A 22,858-nucleotide genomic window follows, 5' to 3' on the forward strand; every position below is an offset into this window, starting at 1 on the left:
CACGGGGAGCGGACAAGGTGATGCAGGGACTGCACGGCCTTCGCGGGACGCTCTCGCGGCTGATGGCACGTCCGGACTCGATCGTGCTCGAGCTCGGCGCCGGCGGGGAGTTGCTGGTCGCCAGGTTGCGGCTGCTGTTCGCGGCCCTGCTGCTGGTGCTGCCGGTGGCCAACATCCTGACCGGCGGGGGCCTGGGCGAGACGCTGGCGGGGCTGGCCGGCGCGATCCTGATCAACCTGCTCTCGCTCCTGTGGCTGCTGCTGGCGCGGGACCCACGCCGCTACCCCTGGCTGCCCTTCGTCACCACCGGCTTCGATGTCTCGGTGGTGACCCTGGTGCTGGGGCTGCTGGCGTGGCAGCACCCGCCGGCCGGCCTCAACAGCACGGTGGTGTGGTGCTGTTACGCGCTGGCGATCATGTTCACGGCGCTGCGCGGCGACGGGAGGGCCAGCGTGTTCGCCGGGCTCCTGGCGATCTTGCAGTACGGCGCCCTGCTGGCCGTGGTGGTCGCAAGCGCGGACTCGCCGGAGCGGCTGATCTCCAGCGACTACGGCGTCGTCCATCTTGGCAGCCAGTTCCAGCGCCTGGTGCTGCTGGCGATCCTCACCGCGGTGACGGCGGTGATCGCCTTCCGCACCCAGCAGCTGGTGCTCACCTCCGGCCACGACCGGCTGACCGGCCTGCCCAACCGCACCTGGCTGGTGCACCAGGGGCCGCAGTTGCTCGCGCAGGCCCGCAGCCAGGAATGCAGCCTGAGCGTCGCACTGGTCAACCTGGACGGGTTGGGGCGCATCAACCAGCAGGAAGGCGAGCACGCCGGCGACCGGGCCCTGTGCCACGTGGTGGAGCTGCTGCGCGGCATGTCCGGCCGCGGCGACCGGCTCGTCCGCCTGGGCGGCGACGAGCTGGTCGCGGTCATGCCGCAGCCCGCCGGCACGGCCTGGGAGCGGATGGATGCGGCGCGACGCGAGCTGACCAGCCGCCCGCTGGTGGTCGGCCGCGGCGGCGGCCGGATGTACCTGAGCTTCAGTGCCGGGATTGCCTGCAGCCCCGCCGACGGGCTCTCCATGGCCGACCTGCTGCGGCGCGCCGATCGCCGGCTCCGCCAGAGCAAGCTCGAGGGCGGCAACAAGGTCATCGCCCGCGACGACTGACGCCGACGGTTGCCGCGCGGGGCCCCGTGGCCGTACCCTGCGCCGTTCGGCGGCGCGTGGTCCGCGCCCGGGGATCGTGGATGGACGTACTGGCACGCATCGGCTTCGGCCTGTTCGGCCTCGCGGTGCTGATCGGTGTCGCGTGGCTGTTTTCCAGCCACAAGCGCCACGTCGACTGGCGGCTGGTGGCCACCGGCGTCGGGCTGCAGATCGGCTTCGCCGCGCTGGTCCTGCTGGTCCCCGGCGGGCGCGACGTGTTCGACGCGCTGGGCAACGGCTTCGTCCGGCTGCTGGGCTTCGTCAACGTCGGCTCGGAGTTCATCTTCGGCACGCTGATGGACACCGACACCTACGGCTTCATCTTCGCCTTCCAGGTGCTGCCGACGATCATCTTCTTCGCCGCCTTCATGAGCGTGCTGTACCACCTGGGCGTGATGCAGGCGATCGTGCGGGGCATGGCGTGGGCCATCACCAAGGTGATGAACGTCTCCGGCGCCGAGACCACCAGCGTCAGCGCCAGCGTGTTCATCGGCCAGACCGAGGCGCCGCTCACCGTCCGGCCGTACATCAGCCGAATGACAGAATCGGAGCTGCTGACCATGATGGTCGGCGGCATGGCCCACATCGCCGGCGGCGTGCTGGCGGCGTACGTCGGCATGCTCGGCGGCGGCGACCCGGTGGCCCAGGCCTTCTACGCCAAGCACCTGCTGGCGGCCTCGATCATGGCGGCGCCGGCGACGTTCGTGGTGGCCAAGCTGCTGATCCCGGAAACCGGTACGCCGCTGACCCGCGGCACGGTGAAGATGGAGGTCGAGAAGACCACCAGCAACATCATCGACGCCGCCGCGGCCGGCGCCGGCGACGGCCTGAGGCTGGCGCTGAACATCGGCGCGATGCTGCTGGCCTTCATCGCCCTGATCGCCATGGTCGACTGGCCGCTGACCTGGATCGGCGAAGTGACCGGCCTGGCCGACGTGCTCGGCCGTCCCACCAGCATGGCCACCCTGCTCGGGTATCTGCTGGCGCCGGTGGCCTGGCTGATCGGCGTGCCCTGGCAGGACGCGATCGTGGTCGGCGGGCTGATCGGCGAGAAGATCGTGCTCAACGAGTTCGTCGCCTACCTGCACCTGTCGGAGATCGTCACCGGTCAGAACCCCGACGTGACCCTCACCGACCAGGGGCGCCTGATCGCCACCTACGCGCTGTGCGGCTTCGCCAACTTCTCCTCGATCGCGATCCAGATCGGCGGCATCGGCGGGCTCGCGCCCGACCGCCGCCAGGACCTGGCGCGGTTCGGCCTGCGCGCGGTGCTGGGCGGCACCCTGGCGACGCTGATGACCGCCACCATCGCCGGCGTGCTCACCAGCCTGGGGGCCTGACGCATGGCCGCGGTCGTCGTCGTCGGCTCCTTCAACGTCGACCACGTGTGGACGCTGCCGCGGCACCCCCGCAGCGGCGAGACCCTGGCGGCGCGCTACGCCACCGGCCCCGGCGGCAAGGGCTTCAACCAGGCCACCGCGGCGGCGCGGGCCGGCGCCGACACCGCCTTCGTCTGCGCGCTGGGGGAGGACGCCGGCGGCGAACTGGCGCGGCGCCTGGCCGCGGCCGACGGGATCGCGCTCCACGCGGCCCAGTCTTCGCAACCCACCGGCACCGCGGGCATCTACGTCGATGCCGCGGGCAACAACACGATCGCCTTCGGCGCCGGCGCCAATGCCGACCTGGACGCCGCCTTCATCGACCGGCACGCGGCGGAACTGGCTTCCGCCCGGGTGGTGCTGGCGCAGATGGAAACGCCCCCTGCCGCGATCCTCTCCACCTTCCGGCACGCCCGCCGGGGCGACGCGCTGACCGTGCTCAACCCGGCGCCCGCCGACGCCGAGCTGTCGGGCGCCCTGCTCGCGCTTGCCGACGTGGTGACCCCCAACGAGTCGGAGTTCTGCGCCCAGCTGTCGGTGCACTGCTCGACCCGGCTGGAGGGCACCGGGCTGGTGGAAATGGAGGATGCCGAGCTGCACTCGCACTGCCGGCGCCTGTGCCCGCACGGGACGGTGGTGGTGACCCTGGGCGCAGCCGGATGCTTCGTCTCGCACGCCGATGCGGCGCGCCACGGCGATGACAGGGCGCATTACCGCGTGCCGGCCGCACCCGCACGGGTGGTCGACACCACTGGCGCCGGGGACGCCTTCAACGGGGCGCTGGCTGCTTCGCTGGCCCGGCGGGCGGGCAGCTTCGCCGACAGCATCCGCTTCGCCGCCAGCTACGCCGCCGCCTCGACCGAGAACGCCGGCGCCGCGTCGTCGATGCCCCGTCTGACGCCCTGACCCGACGCCGACTGGGCGGCGTGCACATCCGCCGGCGCGCCGGGGTGCCCGGGATAGAATGCGCCGCATGCGGATCGGGCCACACGTGATCGAACCGAAGGTGGTCCTCGCTCCCATGGCGGGGGTTACCGACAAGCCGTTCCGGGTGCTGTGCAAGCGCCTGGGCGCGGGTCTGTGCGTGTCCGAGATGACCACCTCCGACCCGCGACTGTGGGACACCCCCAAGTCCCGCCACCGCATGGACCACGAGGGCGAACCGGATCCTGTCAGCGTGCAGATCGCCGGCACCGACCCCGCCGTCATGGCCGCGGCGGCGCGCCACAACGTGGACAACGGCGCACAGCTGATCGACATCAACATGGGCTGCCCGGCCAAGAAGGTCTGCAACGCCTGGGCGGGTTCCGCGCTGATGCGCGAGCCGGCGCTGGTCGCCCGGATCCTCGAGGCGGTGGTCGCGGCCGTCGAGGTGCCGGTCACCCTGAAGATCCGCACCGGCTGGGCCGCCGGGCAGCGCAACGCACTGGAGATCGCCCGCATCGCCGAGTCCGCCGGCATCGCCGCACTGGCGGTGCACGGGCGCACCCGCGACCAGCTCTACAAGGGCCGGGCCGAGTACGACACGATCGCCGAGGTGAAGGCGGCGCTGTCGATCCCGGTAATGGCCAACGGCGACATCGACTCCCCGCGCAAGGCGCGCGAAGTGCTCGACCATACCGGCTGCGATGCGGTGCTGGTCGGGCGCGCGGCGCAGGGCCGGCCCTGGATCTTCCGCGAGATCGCCCACTACCTGGCGACCGGCGAGGAACTTCCACCCCCCGCCGTGTCCGAGGTGCGCGACGTGCTGCTCGGCCACCTCCGGCACCTGCACGACTTCTACGGCGAGGCCAAGGGCGTGCGCATCGCCCGCAAGCACCTGGGCTGGTACGCGAAGGACCGCCCGGAGAACGCGGCGTTCCGCGCCGTGGTCAACCGCGCGGAAACCGCGGCCGCGCAGCTGTCACTGACCCGCGACTACTTCGACGCGCTGGCCGCCGGCGTGTCCCCGGAGCTGGCGGCGGCCGCCTGACCGGCGGCATCCGCCTGCGCCGGCTGCCGCCAGATGCGCCGCCACGTGTCGGCGAGCAGGCCGGGATCCCGCTCCACCGGAAGTTGCCGCGGCGGGATGGCGTGCCAAGGGCCTCCCCCTTCCGCAACCGCGAAGCGGAAGAAGTAATCCGGCTCCTGGCCCATCCTCAGGTCCTGCAGCACCAGCTTGCCGTCCTGCTGCCGTGCGTCCAGGAAGCCGTGGGTGAACCAGTCCAGCCGCGCCACCGCCGGCACCCCGGACGCAGCCTGCAGCGCCGCCACGTCCGAGCGGTGTGCGCGGAAACGCATCGGCTCGCCGTCGGCCACCACCGAGCGGAAACCCTCCACGTAGCCGTCGGGCGTCATCGCGACCACCCGCCACAGCATGGTGTTGAACGGCGTCGGCACCGACAGCCGGGGCGCGCCTTCCAGGCCAAGCGCGGCGAGCGTGCGGTCGGCCTCGCGCTCGACCATGGACTTCGCGACCAGGGACCAGCCGAGGTACCCGGTGCTCAACGCCAGGCCCAGCACCAGCGCATGCTGCGCCCGCGGCCGCGCCCGCCAGGCGAACGCCGCCACGCAGGCGGCAAGCAGCCAGACGGTGTAGAGCGGATCGATGATGAACACACTCGACCACATCACCGGCGGCGTGGGCAGCGGCCACAGCAACTGGGTCCCGTAGACGGTGAACGCGTCGAGCAGCGGGTGGGTGACCAGCGCCAGCTGGATCGCCCAGAACCAGCGCACCGGTGCCTGCGCGACGCGGCCGCCGCGACGATGGAACAGCCACCACAGCAGCGCGCCCACCAGCGGCAGCACGAACAGCGAGTGGCTGGCGCCGCGGTGCAGGGTCATCAGCGCGACCGGATCGTCGGTAAGCAGCCAGATCGGCAGCGAGTCCAGGTCGGGCAGCGTGCCCAGGCCGGCGCCGGCCAGCAGGGCCGCGCGCCGGTGTTCCGGCGGGGCGACGGCCGCGGCAACGGCGCCACCGAGCAGGATCTGCGTCAGGGAATCCATCCGCCCATGGTACCCGCGGGTCTCTCCCTTGACCGGGTCCCGACCCCGCCTCGTCCACGATGCGCAATCGGGGACGGAGCTGTATCATCCGCACCCATCCTTTTATCCGAATGCAGGGATACATCACCGATGTCCAGCTACCTGTTCACTTCCGAATCGGTTTCCGAAGGCCATCCGGACAAGATCGCCGACCAGATCTCCGACGCCGTGCTCGACGCGATCCTCACCCAGGACAAGCGCGCCCGGGTGGCCTGCGAGACCATGGTCAAGACCGGGGCGGCGATCGTCGCCGGCGAGGTCACCACCGACGCGTGGGTGGACATCGAGGCGCTCGCGCGCAAGGTGATCAACCGCATCGGCTACAACAACTCCGACGTCGGCTTCGACGGGCACACCTGCGCGATCATCAACATGATCGGCAAGCAGGCGCTGGAGATCGCCCAAGGCGTGGACCGCAAGGACCCGGAGAAGCAGGGGGCCGGCGACCAGGGCTTGATGTTCGGCTACGCCTGCGACGAGGCCCCGGAGTTCATGCCGGCGCCGATCTACTACGCCCACCGGCTGGTCGAGCAGCAGGCGAAGGTGCGCCGCAGGAAGGGCACCGAGCTGCCGTGGCTGCGCCCCGACGCCAAGAGCCAGGTCACCCTGCGCTATGACAACGAGGACCGCATCACCGGCATCGACGCGGTGGTGCTGTCGACCCAGCACGACCCGGGCGTGAAGCGCGCCGACCTGGTCGAGGCGGTGCGTGAGCACATCCTGCGCCCGGTGCTGCCCAAGGGCTGGCTGGACTCGTTGCCCAAGGGCAAGGTGCACATCAATCCGACCGGCAGCTTCGTCGTCGGCGGCCCGGTGGGCGACTGCGGCCTGACCGGCCGCAAGATCATCGTCGACACCTACGGCGGCATGGCCCGCCATGGCGGCGGTGCGTTCAGCGGCAAGGACCCGTCCAAGGTCGACCGGTCGGCCGCCTACGCCGCGCGCTACGTCGCCAAGAACGTGGTCGCCGCCGGCCTTGCGCGCAAGTGCGAGGTGCAGGTCAGCTACGCGATCGGCGTGGCCGAGCCGACCTCGATCTCGGTCACCACCTTCGGCACCGGCCGGGTCGACGACGAGACCATCGAGAAGCTGATCCGCGCGCACTTCGACCTGCGCCCGTACGGCATCGTCACCATGCTCGACCTGATCCACCCCATCTACCAGCCGACCGCCGCCTACGGGCACTTCGGCCGCAAGCCCAAGGCCTACCGCTACACCGACATCCAGGGCAACGAGCAGCAGGCCACGCTGTTCTCGTGGGAGAAGACCGACAAGGCCGCCGAGCTGCGCGAGGCAGCGGGGCTGTAACTGGTTGAGTCCCTTCTCCCGCTTAGCGGGAGAAGGTGCCCGAAGGGCGGATGAGGGCAGCTTTTCTTCTTCGAATAGGCTCCCCTCACCCCAACCCTCTCCCGCAAGCGGGAGAGGGGGCTAACAGCGGGAGAAGGGGGGGGGTTGAGTATTACTCCGCGTTCTTGACGTACTTCTCCAGCCACGCGTCCTCTTCGGCCAGCATGTGCAGGACCGACTCGCGGGCGCGGTAGCCGTGGGACTCCTTGGGCAACATCACCAGCCGGGCGTTGCCGCCCAGACCCTTCATCGCCGCGTACATGCGCTCGCTCTGCATCGGGTAGGTGCCGGAGTTGTTGTCGTCCTCGCCGTGGATGATCAGCATCGGCTCGTCGATCCGGCCGGCGTGCATGAAGGGCGACATGGCCAGGTAGGTCTCCGGCGCGTCCCAGAAGTTGCGCTCCTCGGCCTGGAAGCCGAATGGGGTCAGGGTGCGGTTGTAGGCACCGCTGCGGGCGATGCCGGCGCGGAACAGGTCGCTGTGCGCCAGCAGGTTGGCGGTCATGAACGCACCGTAGGAGTGGCCGCCGATGGCGATGCGGTCGCGGTCGGCCACGCCGCGGCGCACCACCTCGTCCACCGCCGCCTGGGCGCTCGCCACGAGCTGCTCGACGTAGGTGTCGTTGGGCTCGGCGTCGCCCTCACCGACGATCGGCATCGTCGGGCCGTCCAGCACCGCATAGCCGCGGGCCAGGAAGCCGAGCGGGCCCCAGTAGCTGATCGCGTTGAAGCGGTGCGGCGAGCCACGCACCTGGCTGGCGGCGTCGGCCGACTTGAACTCGCGCGGGTAGGCCCACATCAGCATCGGCAGCGGACCGTCGCGTCCGGCGTCGTAGCCGGCCGGCAGGTACAGGTCCGCGGTCATCTCCACGCCGTCGGCGCGGGTGTAGCGGATCTTCTCCTTGCTGACGTCGCGCAGCTCCGGCGTCGGGTGCGGGTAGTCGGTGAGCGCGCGCAGCGCGTCCTGTCCCGCGGCCAGGTCGCGGACATACAGGTTCGGCACCTCGGTCGGGGTCTCGCGCGTGGTCAGCAGCCGGCGTCCCTCGCTGTCGAGCATCGCCTGCACCGACTCGTAGTGCGGCGCCTGCGAGTGGAACAGGCGGGTCGACTCCCCGGTCTCCAGGTCGAAGCGGTCCAGGAACGGGCGGTCGCCCTCCGGCGATGCACCGGCGCCCTGCAGGAAGATCTCGCCGTTGGCGGCGACCACCAGCCGCGAGCGGCCGTTGTCGTCGACCGCGGTCACCGGCGAGCCCGGGTCGCTGTAGCGGTCCTCGTAGGAGCGGTCGAACACCAGCTCCTGCCCGGCCCCGGGCGCGTCCGGCGCGATCTTCCAGGTGCGGGTGCTGCGGTCCTTCCACCAGCGCTCGCTCACCAGCGCCAGCTCGCCATCGCCCCAGGTGATGCCCGCGTAGCGCTTGGACAGGTCGGCCAGTACCTGCGGCTCGCCGGTGTACGGCGCGGCCAGGGAGAACACCCGGTCGCGCACCTCGGCCTCGACCGCCGGGTCGCCGCCGTCCTGCGCCTCGACCCACACCAGGGTCGCGGGCGCGTCGTTGCGCCAGCCGATCGACCGCATGCCGGTCGGGACCGAGTCGTTGCCGACCGGGAGGCCCTCCACCAGCGGCAGGCGGACGTGGTCGTGGACCAGCGCACCGGTGGTGTCGAGCACCTGCACCCGCCGCGGGAAGCGGTGGTACGGGACCATGTAGGAGAACGGGCGCTCCATCACCTGCACCAGCAGGTGATGGCCGTCCGGCGAGGGCGACGCGCCGACGTGCAGGTCGGGCGAACCGATCAAGCGCACGTCGCCATCGGTGCCGACCAGTGCCAGCTGCGAGCGCATGTAGTGCTCGAACAGCCGTGCGTCCGCCTCGCTGGACAGCAGGTCCTGGTAGGTGCGGATCTGCTGCACCGCCCCGCCCGAGGTCTGCTGGATGTTCGGACCGGTGGGCACGCCCGCGGTCGGCGGTGCCCCGGCGCCCGCGGGGCGCAGCGTCACCAGGAGGCCGGCGCTGTCCGGCATCCAGGTGAACCCGGACCCGGCGACGGCATTGAGCGGCTGCGCAAGCAGCTGGCGCGCACTGCCGGCGGCGACGTCGACCAGCCACAGCTGTACCTCGCCGGCGGCGGTGTCGACATGGCTGAAGGCAAGGTGGCGCTGGTCCGGGGACCAGGCGATGGAGGCGATCGCCGGCTTCTCCGGCAGGCCCTGCACCGGGCGCTCCTGTTCGCCGTCGACTGCCCGCAGCGACAGCCCGGTACCGAACGAGAACGCGCTGCGCGACCAGGTATGCGGGTGGATGCGCATGCCCGCGAGGCGGAGCTCCTCCTGCGCGACCACGTCGATGCCCGGCAGCGAGGGCGTTTCGATGAAGGCGAGCAGGTCGCGCCGGGGGCTGAGCGAGGCCTGCGGCGGCCGCGGCGCGTCGACCAGGGCCTGCAGCGCCGGCACCGGCAACTGGTAGCCGCTGCCCGCCTCCACGTTGGTGGCCGGCTGGGCCGATAGGGCCAGCGGCAGCAGGCCGGCGAGAAGGGCGGTGGCGCAGGCGCGCCGCAGGACTGGGTTCATGCGTTTCCTCCGGAATCCGTGGCCGCAGCGGCGGCATCCCACCACCCTTGCATGTCGCGCGGATCCGTTGGAGTGACGAAAGTCCGGGGCCTCGCGGTTGGACAGATCGTGCAAGAAACGGTGCCCGCGGGGGCGGCTCTGAACGGCGGGGATGCCGGCCGTTCTGGCGCGGACCGGGCGACGGTACAATTGCGCTGCCGCCGAGGGGCGCTGCGACCACGACGAAGATCGTGGCCAGGCTCGGTGGAAACCATGGATCGAACGGCGCCCGGTGCCCTGCCCTCCCCCCGAAAGGCGGGCCCTCACCCCGGCCCTCTCCCGCGAGCGGGAGAGGGGAAGCGGCGGGCCCTCACCCCAGCCCTCTCCCGCAAGCGGGAGAGGGGGCAAAACACCGGAGCTTTGATATGAACGCGCAAGCCAGGACTTTTTCCCAGGACGGCGACTACAAGATCGCCGACATCACGCTGGCCGACTGGGGCCGCAAGGAAATCGACATCGCCGAGCACGAGATGCCGGGCCTGATGTCGATCCGCCGCAAGCATGCCGACGAGGCGCCGCTCAAGGGCGTGCGCGTGACCGGCTCGCTGCACATGACCATCCAGACCGCGGTGCTGATCGAGACGCTCAAGGACATCGGCGCGGACGTGCGCTGGGCCTCGTGCAACATCTTCAGCACCCAGGACCACGCTGCCGCGGCGATCGCCGCCACCGGCACCCCGGTGTTCGCCTGGAAGGGCGAGACCCTGGAGGAATACTGGGACTGCACCCTGGACGCGCTGAGCTTCCCGGACGGCAACGGCGGCTTCCTCGGCCCGCAGCTGGTCGTGGACGACGGCGGCGACGTCACCCTGCTGATCCACAAGGGCTACGAGCTCGAGAACGGCAGCGACTGGGTCGACACCCCCTCCGGCAGCGAGGAGGAGCAGGTCATCAAGAACCTGCTCAAGCGCGTCGCGTCCGAGCGCCCCGGCTTCTGGACCACCGTGGTCCGTGACTGGAAGGGCGTCTCCGAGGAGACCACCACCGGCGTGCACCGCCTCTACCAGCTGGCGCAGGACGGCAAGCTGCTGGTGCCGGCGATCAACGTCAACGACTCGGTCACCAAGTCCAAGTTCGACAACCTCTACGGGTGCCGCGAGTCGCTGGCCGATGGCCTCAAGCGCGCGATGGACGTGATGCTGGCGGGCAAGGTCGCGGTCGTCTGCGGCTACGGCGACGTGGGCAAGGGCTGCGCGGACTCGCTGCGTGCCTACGGCGCCCGCGTGATCGTCACCGAGATCGACCCGATCTGCGCCCTGCAGGCGGCGATGGAAGGCTACGAGGTCACCACCGTCGAGGACACCCTGGGCCGCGGCGACATCTACGTCACCACCACCGGCAACAAGGACATCATCACCGCGCAGCACATGGCGGCGATGAAGGACCAGGCGATCGTCTGCAACATCGGCCACTTCGACAACGAGATCCAGGTCGAGGCGCTCAAGGCGACCCCCGGCATCGAGCGGATCAACATCAAGCCGCAGGTCGACAAGTTCGTGTTCCCGAACGGAAACGCGATCTTCCTGCTCGCCGAGGGCCGCCTGGTGAACCTGGGCTGCGCCACCGGCCACCCGAGCTTCGTGATGTCCAACTCCTTCGCCAACCAGACCCTGGCGCAGATCGACCTGTGGGCCAACAAGGACGCGTACGAGAACAAGGTCTACCTGCTGCCCAAGCACCTGGACGAGGAAGTCGCGCGGCTGCACCTGGAGAAGATCGGGGTGAAGCTGACGAAGCTGTCGCAGGAGCAGGCCGACTACATCGGCGTATCGGTGGACGGGCCGTTCAAGCCGGATCACTACCGGTACTGATCGCGGCAAGCGATCCGGTGACCACCAGGACGGGCGCTTCGGCGCCCGTTCCTTTTTGCGCCAGGCGTGTGCCCGGGACTACAACGAGAGGCGGTCGCGCAGCTCGCGCCCCTGGCGACGTGACACCTCGACCTCGCTGCCGTCTCGCAGTTGCAGCAGGTAGCCGTCGTTGAGCCACGGGTCGATCGTGCGGATCGCACGCAGGTTGACCAGGGTGTTGCGGTTGGCGCGGAAGAACAGGCCGGGCTCGATCCGCTGCTCCAGCGCGCTCAGGCTGCGCTGGAGGAACACCTTCTCGCCGCGGAACCACAGGCGCGCGTAATTGCCTTCGACCACGATCCGGTCGACCTCGCCCAGCGTGACGAACCAGCAGCGCTCGCCCTCCCGCAGGAAGACCTGGTCGTCCGCTCCCAGCAGCTGCCTGGGTGGCGGCGGGGTGGCGCCCCCGCGCGAAAGCCGCTCCCGGGCACGGTCCAGCGCCGCCGCCAGGCGATCCGGCGCGACCGGCTTGACCAGGTAGTCCAGGGCATTCGCCTCGAACGCGCGAACGGCATGCTGGTCGTAGGCCGTGGTGAACACGACCAGCGGCACCGGGTCGAGGCCATCGAGCAGATCGAACCCGGTGCCGGACGGCATCTGGATGTCGAGCAACAGCAAGTCGGGTTGCTCGCGGCGCAGCAGCTCGATGCCGGCCGGGACATCGTCGGCCTCGCCCACGCACTCCACGTCGGCATGGTCGGCCAGCAGCGTGGCCAGTTCGCGCCTGGCCAACCTGGTGTCGTCGACCACCGCCGTGCGGATGCGCCGGGACGCCATGGCAGCGCCGCTCACTGCGCCACCTCCATGCGGGCCAGCACGCGTGCACCCTCCTCCCGCAGGTCCAGCGCCCCCGGGGGGTCCATCTGCTCCAGTTGCGTCCGCAGGTACGCCAGGCCGACACCGCGCCGGCTGGCGTCCCGCAGCCGGCCCGGGTTGCCGACCTCGATGTGCAGCACGCCCCCGTCCTGCCGGGCGGAGATCGTGAGCTCGCCACCACCGGGCGTGGAACCGATCCCGTGCTTGATCGCGTTCTCAACCAGCAGCTGCAATGACATCGGTGGCACCAATGCCTGGAGCGCGTCGCCGTCGATGTGGCGCCGCACGCGCAGGCGCTGCTCGTAGTGCACGCCCTCGATGCCCAGGTAGTCCTCCACGACCGCCATCTCCTCCGACAGCGACACCAGGCTGCGCGGGTTGTGTTCCAGCGCCTGCCGCAGCGTGCCGGACAGCCGCGTCACCAGGTCACGTGCACGGACCGGGTCTTCGGAGATCAGCGCACGCAGGTTGTTGAGCGCGTTGAATACGAAGTGCGGGTTGAGACGTGCACGCAGCAGCTCCAGCTCCATGCGCTGTCGTCCGGCTTCCGCCTTGAGGCGCGCCAGCTCGCTGTCACGCGCACGCCGCAGGGCGCGGGCCCCGGCCCATCCCGCCGACCACAACACCAGCGGGACCGCGGTGCCGGTCAGGTACGCGAAGAACGCGCCCGGACTGTAGTTCGCCTGCCCGCCCGGGACCGTTACCCAGCCCAGTGCCAGGGCCGACAGCAGGACCGCGGCGATCACCGCCTGGACGAAGACGGCGCCGATCACGCTCGAGGCCAGCATGCGCAGCGCGAGTCCGCGCGCATCGCGATCCAGCCAGTCACCGCGCAGGGCGATCGCGCGCACCGCCCCGCTGGCCAGGAACAGCATCAGCCCGAACGTGGTGGTGATCAGCACCGCTCCGGAGGACCACCCGGCCGAAGCCACCATGCTGTAGGTGCCCAGGGCGGCGTACACGCCCCACACGAGCGCGTTCAGTACCCAGAAGCGGCGGCTGTCGTTCTTCATCGGTTCCCCTGGCGGCCGGCCGCTTCAGCGCGCGGCCGTGTCCGGCGCGGCGCCGACGAACTCCCGCACGTGCTGCCGAAGCCACTGCGGATCATCCCACATCAGGAAATGGTACCCATCCGCGCTCATCTCGATCTGCACGCCGTCGAGCGCCGCGTACTGCGCCTCGAAGCCGCCGCGCACCGTCTCCGGGGTTGCGCCAAGCGGCGCATACCCGGCCCAACTCGCCAGCACGAGCGTGGGCGCTTCGATACGGCCCACCTCGGCGCGCAGGTCGGTGGTCATCACCTCGTAGAGCGCCTGGGTCGTGACCGCGCGGTCGCTCGCGCGGGCCCATTCCTCGAGCGTCCCCAAGCGCTCCACGGTCCGCGTCTGCGTCGGCAGCATGCCGATCAACTGGGCCATGTACGAGGCATCGTCCGCCGCTTCCATGGCGGCGCGCATCTGCCCGGCGGTCCGGTTCACCTGCTCCGCCGTCGCCGCTGGGTTCTGCGCCGCACCGAGGTAGGGCAGCGCGTCGACCACCACGAGCTTGCCCACGGCTTCGGGCCTCGCGATGGCCATCTGCATCGCCACGACACCGCCGAGGCTGTGGCCGACCACGACCGGCTGCTCCAGGTTGGCCGAGTCCACGTAGCCGAGCAGGCGGTCACGCATGCCCTCGAGGTACGCCTCCTCCTCCACAGCGGGTTGTCCGGCGAACCCGGGCAGTTGCACCAGGTGGCACTGGACCTGCGGTTGCAGCGCGCTGCAGGTATCCCTCCAGGTATCCATGCCACTGTTCAGGCCCGGGATCATCAACACCGGGGTGCCGTCGCCCACGACCTCCACCGAAACCCCGCGGAAGTCCGCTGCTTCGGCGCGGTGCGGAAGACCCACCCCGATGGCGAGGGCAATAGCGCCCGCCAGCAGGGCGGCGGAAAAGTGGGACTGGTTACGGGAATGACGCATGTCCTGCTCCTGTGCTTGGGTTTGCACAGGTTGCGTGGCGGAGCCGTGCCACGCCCCAGGAAGATGACGTACGGGCGCAAGCGGTGATGGACGGACGAAAGGGGCGGACATACGGCACCCGCCCCCCCGCGCACCGCAACTGATTTTCCATCTATCTCGATGTAGCGATATGCTGCCCACATCCGTCCCGATGCAGCAGCAGATCGATGGTCCCGATCAGTTTCGAGTTCTACCCGCCCAAGACCGATTCGCAGCGCGCCCAGCTCGACCGTGCCGTGGGGCGGCTGGCGGAGGCCGCGCCGGAGTACGTCAGCGTCACCTTCGGTGCCGGCGGCTCGACGCTGAGCCATACGCCGGAAGCGATCCGCCGCCTGAAGGGCGAACACGGGCTCGACGCGGCGCCCCACATCACCTGCATGGGCGGCTCGCGCGAGGAGATCCGGGGGCTGCTGAAGCTGTACCGGGCGCTCGGGGCACGCCGGCTGGTCACGCTGCGGGGCGACCTGCCCTCCGGGATGGTCACTCCGGGTGACCTGCGGCACGCGAGCGAGCTGGTGGAGTTCATCCGCACCGAAACCGGCGACTGGTTCCACATCGAGGTCGCCGCGTACCCGGAAACCCACCCCCAGGCACGCGATGCCCGGGCCGACCTGCGGCACTTCGTCGACAAGGTGAAGGCCGGCGCGGACGGCGCGATCACCCAGTACTTCTACAACGCGGATGCCTACTTCCGGTTCGTGGAGGACATCCGCGCGGCGGGCGTGGACGTGCCGGTGGTGCCGGGGATCATGCCGATCTCCAACTACAGCCAGACCCGGCGCTTCTCGGAAATGTGCGGTGCGGAGATCCCGCGCTGGGTGGCGCAGCGGATGCAGGCGTTCGGAGACGACGTGGAGAGCGTGCGCGCCTTCGGGGCCGAGGTGGTCGCCCAGCTGTGCCGCCGGCTGATGGAGGGCGGTGCGCCCGGATTCCACTTCTACACGCTGAACCTGGCGCGCCCCACGCTGCGCGTGCTCGAGCAGTTGCGCTGAGGTTCAGCGGGGGGCAGGCGACCGTTCAGCCCCGGGGGGTTTCACCCACGGGTCGCATACACGGACCGGCGGAGCATCGGATGCACGGTCCACCGGTATCCCGCCATGCGCGCCCGCGTCCTTCCCCTGCTGCTGTTTGTCCTTGCTGGCGCCGCGGCGCCGGCGGCGGCGTGGACGCAGGACCGAGGCAGCGGGATCCAGCGCTGCGAGCGCGCCGACGGCACGCAGGTGTATACCGACCAGGACTGCGGCGCCTTCGGAGCGAGCCCCGCTCCACTCGAGGGGGAACTGCTCGCCAGGCTGGCGAATGACGGCGGCGCGCGTGCGGCGTCGCCCCGCACGGTCAATGCGTCGTGGTCGCCGCCGCAGTCCAGCGCGCGCGGGACCGGAGCCGCGCCGCTGCCGATGGAACCCGCGCCCCACCCGGCACCGGCACGCGTATCGCCGCGCGGATGCGCCCGTTCCCCCACCCAGCTCGTGATGGAGTTGCAGGCCGCGTGGATCGGTGCGGACGTGAACCGCCTCGCCGCCCTCTATCACTGGGCCGGCAGCGACAATACGACGGCCGACTCGGTGATGCCCCGGCTGCAGTCCATGGCCGCGCAACCGCTGCACGACATCCGCCATTACGGCGCCGGGGGCAGTCTGGTCCAGCTGGCAAGCGCGGGGCCCGCTCCGCTGGGCGGGGTGATCCAGGTACACGTCGGCAGCGGGGAACGGAAGCGGACCCACGAGTTCCGGGTCGTGGATCACCAGGGCTGCCACTTCGTCCGTTTCTGACTCGCGCTGCCGCCACGGCTTTCACGTGCATTTCACCTGGGGTAGCCTGCCCCGATGGCGGAAGAATCCCAAGCAAGCAGCCATCGCGTGACCGCCTTTGCCGGCACGCTCCTCGCAGCGGCCCTGCTCCTTCCCGCGGTGGCCTGGGTGCCGTCCGCTGGCGCGCAGGTCCGCCAGTGCCAGGGGCCTGCGGGAGACACGGTGTTCACCGATCGCAGCTGCGATGACGTGGGCGCCGTTGCCGCCGTGCCGGGCGCCACCGTGACCGACCGGCGAATCCTCAACGGCTGTGCCCGCAACGTGCGCGAGCTGGTCTGGGAGGTCTCCACGGCGATCGACCGGGGCGATGTCAACCGGCTCGCGGGCGTCTACCACTGGACGGGCATCTCGGGGTCCAGCGGCAACTCCATCATGGAACGCCTGCAGGGCGTCGTCGCCCGCCCGTTGCTGCACGTCACACCGGTGGTGCACCGTCCGCCGCCCCGGGCGTGGAGCGTGCTGGACGACGGACGCCGTCCCGAAGCCGCGGCTCCGGTCGCACTCCAGCTCGACCAGCTGCATCCCGATGGTGGGTCCAGCCGGACCACCTTCGACCTGCGCGAGCATTTCGGCTGCGTCTGGCTGGCGGGCTGAGCGCCGCGGCCAGTCCATCAGCCGGTCACGCCGGGTCCGCCCCTGCGTCGAAGTAGAGGGTAGCCACCACGCCGTGGGTCGGGCCGCCGGAAGCGACGCGCACGTCCCAGCCGTACAGGTCGCACAGCCGGCGCACGATCGACAGCCCGATGCCGCCGCCCTGTGACGGGCCGGAATGGGTGCCGCGGTAGCCGCGCCGGAACAGGTTCGCCGCGTCCTCCTCGCTCAGCCCCGGGCCGGAGTCCCGCACTTCCACGGCGTTGCCCATCAGCCGCACCACCACCTCGCCCTGCGCGGTGTACTTGACCGCGTTGCCGATCAGGTTGCCCAGGGCGACGGTGACGGCGGACTCGGGCGCGTCGACCACCGGGGCGTCACTGCCCTCCAGCCGCAGCTCGACGTCCTTGCCCCGCAACTGTGCCCGGTGGATCTCCAGCAACTGCGCGGCGACCTTCGCGACCTCGGTGGCACCATGTCCGCGCTCGTTGCGCGACAGCAGCAGCAGGGCGCTGATCAGGTCGGTGCACTGCTGCTCGGCGCGCTGGATGCGCAGCAGGCGGGCCTCGGTCTTCTCGTCCAGGCCCGGCCGCGACAGCAGCAGTTCCACCGCGCCCTTGATCACCGCCAGCGGCGTGCGCAGCTCATGGCTGACGTCGGCGTTGAATTCGCGGTCGCGCTGGACCACCTCGGTCAGCCGCTCCGCGTAGTCGTCCAGTGCCTCGGCGAGCTGGCCGACCTCATCGTCGGGGAAGTGCAGCGCCAGCGCCTCCGGTTGCGAGCTGCGCCCGGAAAGCTTCAGCCGCCTGGCCAGTTCCGACACCGGGCTCATGACCCGCGAAGCCGACCACCAGCCGAGCATCAATGACAGCAGCGAGAACAGAACGACGGAGATGACCAGCGCCCGCATGAGCTTCGTGCTGGCTTCGGCGGCACCGGTGACGTCATAACGGACCAGGCTGGTGAACGGCGTTCCGTTCGGGCTGACTCCCTGGCGCACCGCGACCTTGTAGTCGTGCCAGCTTCCATCCGGTGCCTGTTGGCGGACGTTGTGGATCCCGGGCTCGAGGTCGCGGTAAAGCGGATCGACCTTGAATGCGTTCTTGGGACTCCACGTCCGTGCGTCGAAGATCAGGAAGAACGGCGGCTCGTCGGGGTTCTGTTCAACCTGCATGACCAGGTTGCTGACCTCGCGTTCCAGCGTCCGCTCGACGAGCTGGTTCTCCAGCCGTCCCTGCACATAGAGGGTCGCCAGCGCGAACAGCGTGGTCAGGCCGAAGCCCAACAGCACGAAGGACAGGATGATGCGGGTGCGAAGGCGCCGGCGATGGCGGGGCCGGCGGCGCGGTGCCGCGTTGTCAGCTGCCGCCATCGAGTTCCGCGATGCGGTAGCCGATGCCATGGCGGGTCTGGATCAGCGGGGTGTCGAACGGCTTGTCGACCACCTGTCGCAGGCCGTGGATGTGCACGCGCAGGCTGTCGGAATCGGGCAGCTCCTCGCCCCAGACCCGGGTTTCCAGTTCCTGGCGCGTGACCACCGCCGGGCTGGCCTCCATCAGGGCCTGCAGGATCTTCAGCGCGGTGGGGTTGAGCTGCAGCAGCTTGCCCTGCCGGCGCACCTCCAGCGTATCGAGGTTGTACTCCAGGTCGGCCGCGTTCAGCACGCGCGTCTGCACGCCCCGGCCGCGCCGCGCCAGCGCGTTCAGGCGCACCTCGACCTCCTGCAGGGCGAAGGGCTTGATCAGGTAGTCATCGGCACCGGAATCGAAGCCGGCGAGCTTGTTCTCGAGGGTGTCCCGTGCCGTCAGCATGAGCACCGGCGTCTGCTTGCGCGCCTCGTTGCGCAGCTTGCGGCAGACCTCGAGCCCGTCCAGGCCGGGCAGGTTGAGGTCGAGCACGATCGCGTCGAAGTCGTTGACCACCGCCAGGTGCAGGCCGGTGATGCCATCGGCCGCGAAGTCGACCGAGTGCCCGCGGTCCTCCAGGAAATCACCGAGGTTGGCTGCGATGTCGCGGTTGTCTTCGATGACGAGGATGCGCATTGGGAAGTTCCGTCCTGGGTCTGGCATGGGATCGCGACAGGCTGCCGTGCGCGGTGTCACGGAGGCGTGCGGGCCAGCGTACAAAAAACCCAGGCACGGCGGCACCGTGCCTGGGCCAAAAGCGTCGCCCCGATCGAGGATCGGCGGGCCGGCGGCTTGCACCGCCGGCTCCGCGGGAGATCCTGGCGTCAGGCTATTCGGCCCCGTATTAAACGCAGGTTAAACGTTCGTAAACGCCGCGCTCCCGCTCACTATCTGCACACCGGAAAGTTCAACGTGCCTGGTCATTGATCGGCTGCGCGGGACGGATCGAGCGGAACATCTCCTGGCCGCCCTCCCGCAGCCTGCGCCGTTCCGCGACGGTCGCGCAGGTGTTGACCGGCATGTTGCTCCCGACGTGCCGCTCGCGGCGACACACCAGGCGGCTGTCCTCGGCCGCCTGCTGCAGGATGGTGTTCAGCTCTTCCTGCAGGTTGAACAGCTCCACCTTGCGCTCGGGAGCCAGCGCGACCGCGCGGCCGTCGGCATCCACCAGCCTTCCCATCCGGCGGAACAGCTCCAGGGCCACCCGCTGCTGCTCCGGCCCGATCTCCGCGTACTCCCCACCCGCGGCGAACTCCTTCTGGACCCGAGCCTGCTGCGCCTGCAGCGTTTCTCCGTTCGCCAGGTCGATCCCGCTGGCCTGCGCGTCCGCGACGGTCGTGGACAACAGCGCCGCGGCAAGCGCCACGGCCAACATGCGATTCCCCATCCTGCCACCCCATTCGCCGTCACCCGGCCTGACCGGGACGGTACCACGGGTCGACACGCGTCAGCCGCCCGGTCGGGCCCGGAGTTCGACGTGCCGGATGATCGCGCCCGCGATGTCGACCCCACAGGCCTCCTCGATTCCTTCCAGGCCGGGCGAGGCGTTCACCTCGAGCACCAGGGGCCCCGACGCCGAGCGCACCATGTCCACGCCCGCGACCTCCAGGCCGAGTACCGAGGCGGCCCGGACCGCCAGCTGCTGCTCGGCCCGGGTCGGCCGTGCCGCCCTGGCGGTACCGCCACGGTGGAGGTTGGAGCGGAAATCGTCCCGCGGGGCCTTCCGCCGCATCCCCGCCACCACGCGGTCGCCCACGACCAGGCAGCGCAGGTCGGCCCCCTTGGCCTCGGCCACGAACTCCTGCACGAGGAACTGGGCGTACAGACCGCGAAGCGCCTCGACCACGCCACGCGAGGCGGACAGCTTCTCGGTCAGCATCACCCCGGCGCCCTGGCTCCCCTCGTTGAGCTTGATCACGTGGGGCGGCGGCCCAAGCATCGCCAGCAGGTCGGCGGTATCGTCGGGGTTGTCGCCGAACACCGTCGCCGGCATGCCCAGGCCCGCGGCGGCCAGCAGCTGGTGGGCACGCAGCTTGTCCCGGGCGCGCAGCACCGCGTCGGCGGGGTTGGGGCTGTAGCTGCCCATCAGTTCGAACTGCCGCAGCACGGCCGTCCCGTAGCGGGTGACAGAGGCGCCGATGCGCGGGATCACCGCCTGGTAGCCCGAGACCGGGCTGCCCTTGTAGCGCATGGCGAACGCCCCGGACTCGATGCGCATGTAGCAGCGCAGCGGATCGAGCACCCGGACGCTGTGTCCGCGTTCACGCGCCGCCTCGACCAGCCGCCGGGTGGAGTACAGCTTGCTGTTGCGCGAGAGGATCGCCAGCTTCATCGGGTCGCCCGGCACGGGAACGAAAAACGGCGGCCCGGGTTTGCCGGGCCGCCGTGGATTGGAGCGGGTGATGGGAATCGAACCCACGCCATCAGCTTGGGAAGCTGAGGTTCTACCATTGAACTACACCCGCGCGACGCCCAGTGTAGGCGCTGGGCGGGCCGCAGGGAATCCCCTCCCCGCGGCCGTGCTCAGAAGCCCTTGCCGATGGTCAGGAACGCGCTGGTGTGGTGCGCGTCGTCCTGCCCCGCGGTCAGGCTCGCACCGACGTTGGCGTCCAGCCCGAACAGCTGCGTACGCACCCCGAAGGTGGCCGTGCCGTAGGTGTCGTCGAAGGCCACGCCCGGCACCGCGTATGGGGCCGCGCCCGGCATCGACTGCAGGCTGGCGAAGACCTCTTCCGGATGGTCCTCGAACTCGCGGTCGATCGTGAGCCGCGCGTACGGGGCAAAGGCCGGGCTCGCCACGTAGCGCAGCTGCCAGCCCGCGGTACCCACCAGGGAGTCGAACTCCTGGTCCGGGTAGGCCAGCGAGGTCGACAGCGCCGGATCGGACTCGGCGAAGCCGTCGATCTCGATGCGCTGCGCAAGCACCCCGACGACCGGGCCGTGGCGAAGCGCCCCCTGCCCGAACTCGTAGCCGGCATCCAGGCCGATGCTCACGTTGCTGCCGTCCACGTCGCCCCGGTGCACGCGGGTCAGCCGGCCGAGGTTTGCGTTGCGTGCGGTGTCGATCGCCAGGTCGGTCCAGCCGGCCTGCAGGTTCACCCAGGCGTTGCCGGAGCGCCAGCCGAGGTAGCCGCCGATGCTGGTCTCGTCCTGGTCGAACTCGCCGCCGCGGCGGCCCCAGTCGTACTTGCCGGCGCCGTGGCCAAGGAAGCCACCATAGGTGAGCCCGTCACGCGTCCAGTCCACGCCCAGGGTCAGCGCCGGGCCAGCGCCGTCGTACAGGGTCCCGTGGTCGTAACGCTGGAAATCACCGCGCAGGTCGAACCACAGGTTGCGGCCGTCGGCCTGGACGCCCTGCAGGCGGGAGGACACGCGCTCGGCGCGGGCGCGCCCGGTCATCGCGGCCGAGTTGGCCAGCACCGCCATCTGGCGCGGGCCCTCCAGCACGGAGGTCGCGTACCCGGCGATCACTTCATGGGCGGCACCGGAGGGGTGCACGCCGTCGGCAAAGGCATGGCTGGTCGCCGCGCCAGGGCTTACGTAGCTGCCCGGCTGGCAGGTCACCGACTGCGCCGTGACCTGCGGCTGGCAGGCGGTCCCGGTGATGTTGGAGAAGCCGAACGACGCCGGATCCGCGGCCAGCTCCTGGAACAGGTGGAACATGTCCATCGGGATGACCCGCAGCCCGTTCTGCGCCAGCGCGCCGTACAGCGCGTCGTTGTAGGCGGAGGCGATCGCGGTCAGCCCCGCCTGCGCGGCCGGGCCCTGCGCGCGCGCGGACGGGGTCAGGCCCAGGTCGGGGATGTTCGGAACCAGCACGTAGCGCGCCCCGGCGCCCTGCAGGGTGCCGATGAGCCCGACCTGCGCCGCCACCGCGGCACCGATCCCCTCGGCCGGCGCGCCCTGCGCGACCGCGAACAGGTCGTTGTTGCCACCCCACACCGTGTACAGCGCGTTCGGGTCCGCCCTGCCGCCGCTCTGCGCCAGGTAGGTCTCCAGCTGCGAGGTCATCGACGGGGTCGGGCCCAGCGCGCCGACGGCGTCGGTGTCGACCAGCGCACCGCCGACCGCGTAGTTGGTCCCGCCCTGGTTGGCCGGGTCGGCCTTGGTGTCGTAGTACTCGGCCAGGTACTCGGACCAGACCAGCCACGGGTTGGTCGTGAACTTGCCCAGGATCGCCCCCTGCGGCCCGACCGCGCCGACCAGCGCGGGGCGGTAGTGTCCCGAATCGGTCAGGCTGTCACCGAAGAACACGGTCTGCGAATACGGGCTGTCGTTGTCGCTGGTGCCATGGAACTGCGCCATCGCCGGCGCCGCGGCCAGCGCAAGCGCCACTGCCAGGGCATTGCGGATCGGACGGGTCATCTGTTGCTCCTGATGAGGGACGCCGGAACGCCGGCGCAACCGGGCCACTATGCCAGCACGGCCAAGGGCGCCGCTCAAGTCCGGCCCGCGCCGCCGCCCGGGTCACTGGCCGCTCCGGGCCGGGCGGGCGACAATCGGGACATGGACATCACGCTCAACGGCGAGCCGCGCCAGCTGGCGGCACCCACCACCATTTCCTCGCTGCTGGAGGCCGAGGGCCTGGCCGGCCGGCGGGTGGCGGTCGAGGTCAACGGCACCATCGTCCCGCGCGGGCAGCACGAGGCGCATGCCCTGGCCGACGGGGACCAGGTCGAGATCGTGCACGCGCTCGGAGGCGGGTGAGTTTGTTGGCTCCGGAAGGAGCGTCGCGCGCGTGGCGTGCTTGCTGGCCGGTTCGGTCGCGCCATCCATGGCGCGACTCACCGGGCGCAGGCCATCCATGGCCTGCTCCAGCAACACACC

20 protein-coding genes, 1 tRNA gene and 1 riboswitch are annotated in these 22,858 nt (G+C 70.6%); of the genes, 10 read left to right on the forward strand and 11 right to left on the reverse strand.

Annotated features, from left to right (window positions below; genetic code table 11):
* Window positions 1-20 precede the first annotated feature (20 nt).
* The 4 genes from G545_RS0104330 to dusB all read left to right on the forward strand — a co-directional run bounded on the left by G545_RS0104330 (window position 21) and on the right by dusB (window position 4,544).
* Window positions 21-1,154 (forward strand): GGDEF domain-containing protein, encoded by a 1,134-nt coding sequence (locus G545_RS0104330; RefSeq protein WP_027069319.1) that lies wholly within the window; start codon window positions 21-23, stop codon window positions 1,152-1,154.
* Window positions 1,155-1,234: 80 nt separating this feature from the next.
* Window positions 1,235-2,533 (forward strand): NupC/NupG family nucleoside CNT transporter, encoded by a 1,299-nt coding sequence (locus G545_RS0104335; RefSeq protein ID WP_027069320.1) that lies wholly within the window; start codon window positions 1,235-1,237, stop codon window positions 2,531-2,533.
* A 3-nt stretch (window positions 2,534-2,536) separates the two neighbouring features.
* Window positions 2,537-3,478 carry a ribokinase gene (locus G545_RS0104340; RefSeq protein ID WP_027069321.1) on the forward strand — a complete coding sequence of 314 codons (942 nt, stop codon included), beginning with the start codon at window positions 2,537-2,539 and terminating at the stop codon, window positions 3,476-3,478.
* Between the two features lie 67 nt (window positions 3,479-3,545).
* The gene (gene dusB / locus G545_RS0104345; RefSeq protein ID WP_027069322.1) at window positions 3,546-4,544 is read left to right on the forward strand and encodes a tRNA dihydrouridine synthase DusB; all 999 of its coding nucleotides are present in this window, start codon (window positions 3,546-3,548) and stop codon (window positions 4,542-4,544) included.
* Here the strand turns inward: dusB and G545_RS13515 are convergent.
* Entirely contained in the window at window positions 4,490-5,560 is a 1,071-nt protein-coding gene (locus G545_RS13515; RefSeq protein WP_081677715.1) for a metal-dependent hydrolase, read from the reverse strand. The two genes, dusB and G545_RS13515, sit on opposite strands and share 55 nt — an antisense overlap.
* Before the next feature lie 129 nt (window positions 5,561-5,689).
* Here G545_RS13515 and metK point away from each other — a divergent pair, with 129 nt between their 5' ends.
* Window positions 5,690-6,907, forward strand: a complete 1,218-nt coding sequence (metK, locus tag G545_RS0104355; RefSeq protein WP_027069323.1) for a methionine adenosyltransferase — start codon at window positions 5,690-5,692, stop codon at window positions 6,905-6,907.
* A gap of 151 nt (window positions 6,908-7,058) precedes the next feature.
* Here metK and G545_RS0104360 read toward each other — a convergent pair whose 3' ends face one another.
* On the reverse strand, window positions 7,059-9,515 hold the full coding sequence (locus G545_RS0104360) for an alpha/beta hydrolase family protein (protein ID WP_052106725.1): 2,457 nt from the start codon (window positions 9,513-9,515) through the stop codon (window positions 7,059-7,061).
* A gap of 196 nt (window positions 9,516-9,711) precedes the next feature.
* A riboswitch (S-adenosyl-L-homocysteine riboswitch) is annotated at window positions 9,712-9,792 on the forward strand.
* A gap of 127 nt (window positions 9,793-9,919) precedes the next feature.
* Here G545_RS0104360 and ahcY point away from each other — a divergent pair.
* Entirely contained in the window at window positions 9,920-11,365 is a 1,446-nt protein-coding gene (ahcY, locus tag G545_RS0104365; RefSeq protein WP_027069325.1) for an adenosylhomocysteinase, read from the forward strand.
* Between the two features lie 78 nt (window positions 11,366-11,443).
* Here ahcY and G545_RS0104370 read toward each other — a convergent pair whose 3' ends face one another.
* From G545_RS0104370 to G545_RS0104380, 3 genes are read right to left on the reverse strand one after another with little or no spacing between them, the layout of a single operon-like run.
* Window positions 11,444-12,181: a LytR/AlgR family response regulator transcription factor gene (locus G545_RS0104370; RefSeq protein ID WP_036136929.1), complete on the reverse strand. Its 738-nt coding sequence runs from the start codon at window positions 12,179-12,181 to the stop codon at window positions 11,444-11,446.
* An 11-nt stretch (window positions 12,182-12,192) separates the two neighbouring features.
* The gene (locus tag G545_RS0104375) at window positions 12,193-13,233 is read right to left on the reverse strand and encodes a sensor histidine kinase (RefSeq protein WP_027069327.1); all 1,041 of its coding nucleotides are present in this window, start codon (window positions 13,231-13,233) and stop codon (window positions 12,193-12,195) included.
* Window positions 13,234-13,257: 24 nt separating this feature from the next.
* Window positions 13,258-14,184, reverse strand: coding sequence for an alpha/beta fold hydrolase (locus G545_RS0104380; RefSeq protein ID WP_027069328.1), 927 nt, complete (start codon window positions 14,182-14,184; stop codon window positions 13,258-13,260).
* 206 nt (window positions 14,185-14,390) lie between these two features.
* Here G545_RS0104380 and metF point away from each other — a divergent pair, with 206 nt between their 5' ends.
* From metF to G545_RS14935, 3 genes are all read left to right on the forward strand, one after another.
* Window positions 14,391-15,215, forward strand: a complete 825-nt coding sequence (gene metF, locus G545_RS0104385; protein ID WP_027069329.1) for a methylenetetrahydrofolate reductase [NAD(P)H] — start codon at window positions 14,391-14,393, stop codon at window positions 15,213-15,215.
* A gap of 105 nt (window positions 15,216-15,320) precedes the next feature.
* Window positions 15,321-15,995 carry a hypothetical protein gene (locus G545_RS14930; protein WP_027069330.1) on the forward strand — a complete coding sequence of 225 codons (675 nt, stop codon included), beginning with the start codon at window positions 15,321-15,323 and terminating at the stop codon, window positions 15,993-15,995.
* Between the two features lie 54 nt (window positions 15,996-16,049).
* On the forward strand, window positions 16,050-16,628 hold the full coding sequence (locus G545_RS14935; RefSeq protein ID WP_154656513.1) for a hypothetical protein: 579 nt from the start codon (window positions 16,050-16,052) through the stop codon (window positions 16,626-16,628).
* A 25-nt stretch (window positions 16,629-16,653) separates the two neighbouring features.
* Here the strand turns inward: G545_RS14935 and G545_RS0104400 are convergent, their stop codons facing one another.
* From G545_RS0104400 to G545_RS13530, 6 genes are all read right to left on the reverse strand, one after another.
* A complete protein-coding gene (locus tag G545_RS0104400) occupies window positions 16,654-17,997 on the reverse strand; it encodes a sensor histidine kinase (protein WP_027069331.1) in 1,344 nt (447 codons plus the stop codon).
* A complete protein-coding gene (locus G545_RS0104405; protein ID WP_027069332.1) occupies window positions 17,984-18,667 on the reverse strand; it encodes a response regulator transcription factor in 684 nt (227 codons plus the stop codon). Before G545_RS0104405 ends, G545_RS0104400 begins: the two co-directional genes overlap by 14 nt.
* A 271-nt stretch (window positions 18,668-18,938) precedes the next feature.
* Window positions 18,939-19,406: a hypothetical protein gene (locus tag G545_RS0104410; protein WP_052106637.1), complete on the reverse strand. Its 468-nt coding sequence runs from the start codon at window positions 19,404-19,406 to the stop codon at window positions 18,939-18,941.
* Between the two features lie 72 nt (window positions 19,407-19,478).
* Window positions 19,479-20,363: a 30S ribosomal protein S6--L-glutamate ligase gene (rimK, locus tag G545_RS0104415; protein ID WP_027069334.1), complete on the reverse strand. Its 885-nt coding sequence runs from the start codon at window positions 20,361-20,363 to the stop codon at window positions 19,479-19,481.
* A gap of 59 nt (window positions 20,364-20,422) precedes the next feature.
* Window positions 20,423-20,496: transfer RNA gene (locus G545_RS0104420), tRNA-Gly, on the reverse strand.
* 58 nt (window positions 20,497-20,554) lie between these two features.
* Window positions 20,555-22,372 carry an autotransporter domain-containing protein gene (locus G545_RS13530; RefSeq protein ID WP_197050199.1) on the reverse strand — a complete coding sequence of 606 codons (1,818 nt, stop codon included), beginning with the start codon at window positions 22,370-22,372 and terminating at the stop codon, window positions 20,555-20,557.
* Between the two features lie 165 nt (window positions 22,373-22,537).
* Here G545_RS13530 and thiS point away from each other — a divergent pair, with 165 nt between their 5' ends.
* Window positions 22,538-22,738, forward strand: coding sequence for a sulfur carrier protein ThiS (gene thiS / locus G545_RS0104430; protein ID WP_027069335.1), 201 nt, complete (start codon window positions 22,538-22,540; stop codon window positions 22,736-22,738).
* The last annotated feature ends 120 nt before the right edge of the window (window positions 22,739-22,858 follow it).

Origin of the sequence: Lysobacter defluvii IMMIB APB-9 = DSM 18482 (assembly GCF_000423325.1) — a bacterium.
Classification (GTDB): domain Bacteria; phylum Pseudomonadota; class Gammaproteobacteria; order Xanthomonadales; family Xanthomonadaceae; genus Novilysobacter; species Novilysobacter defluvii.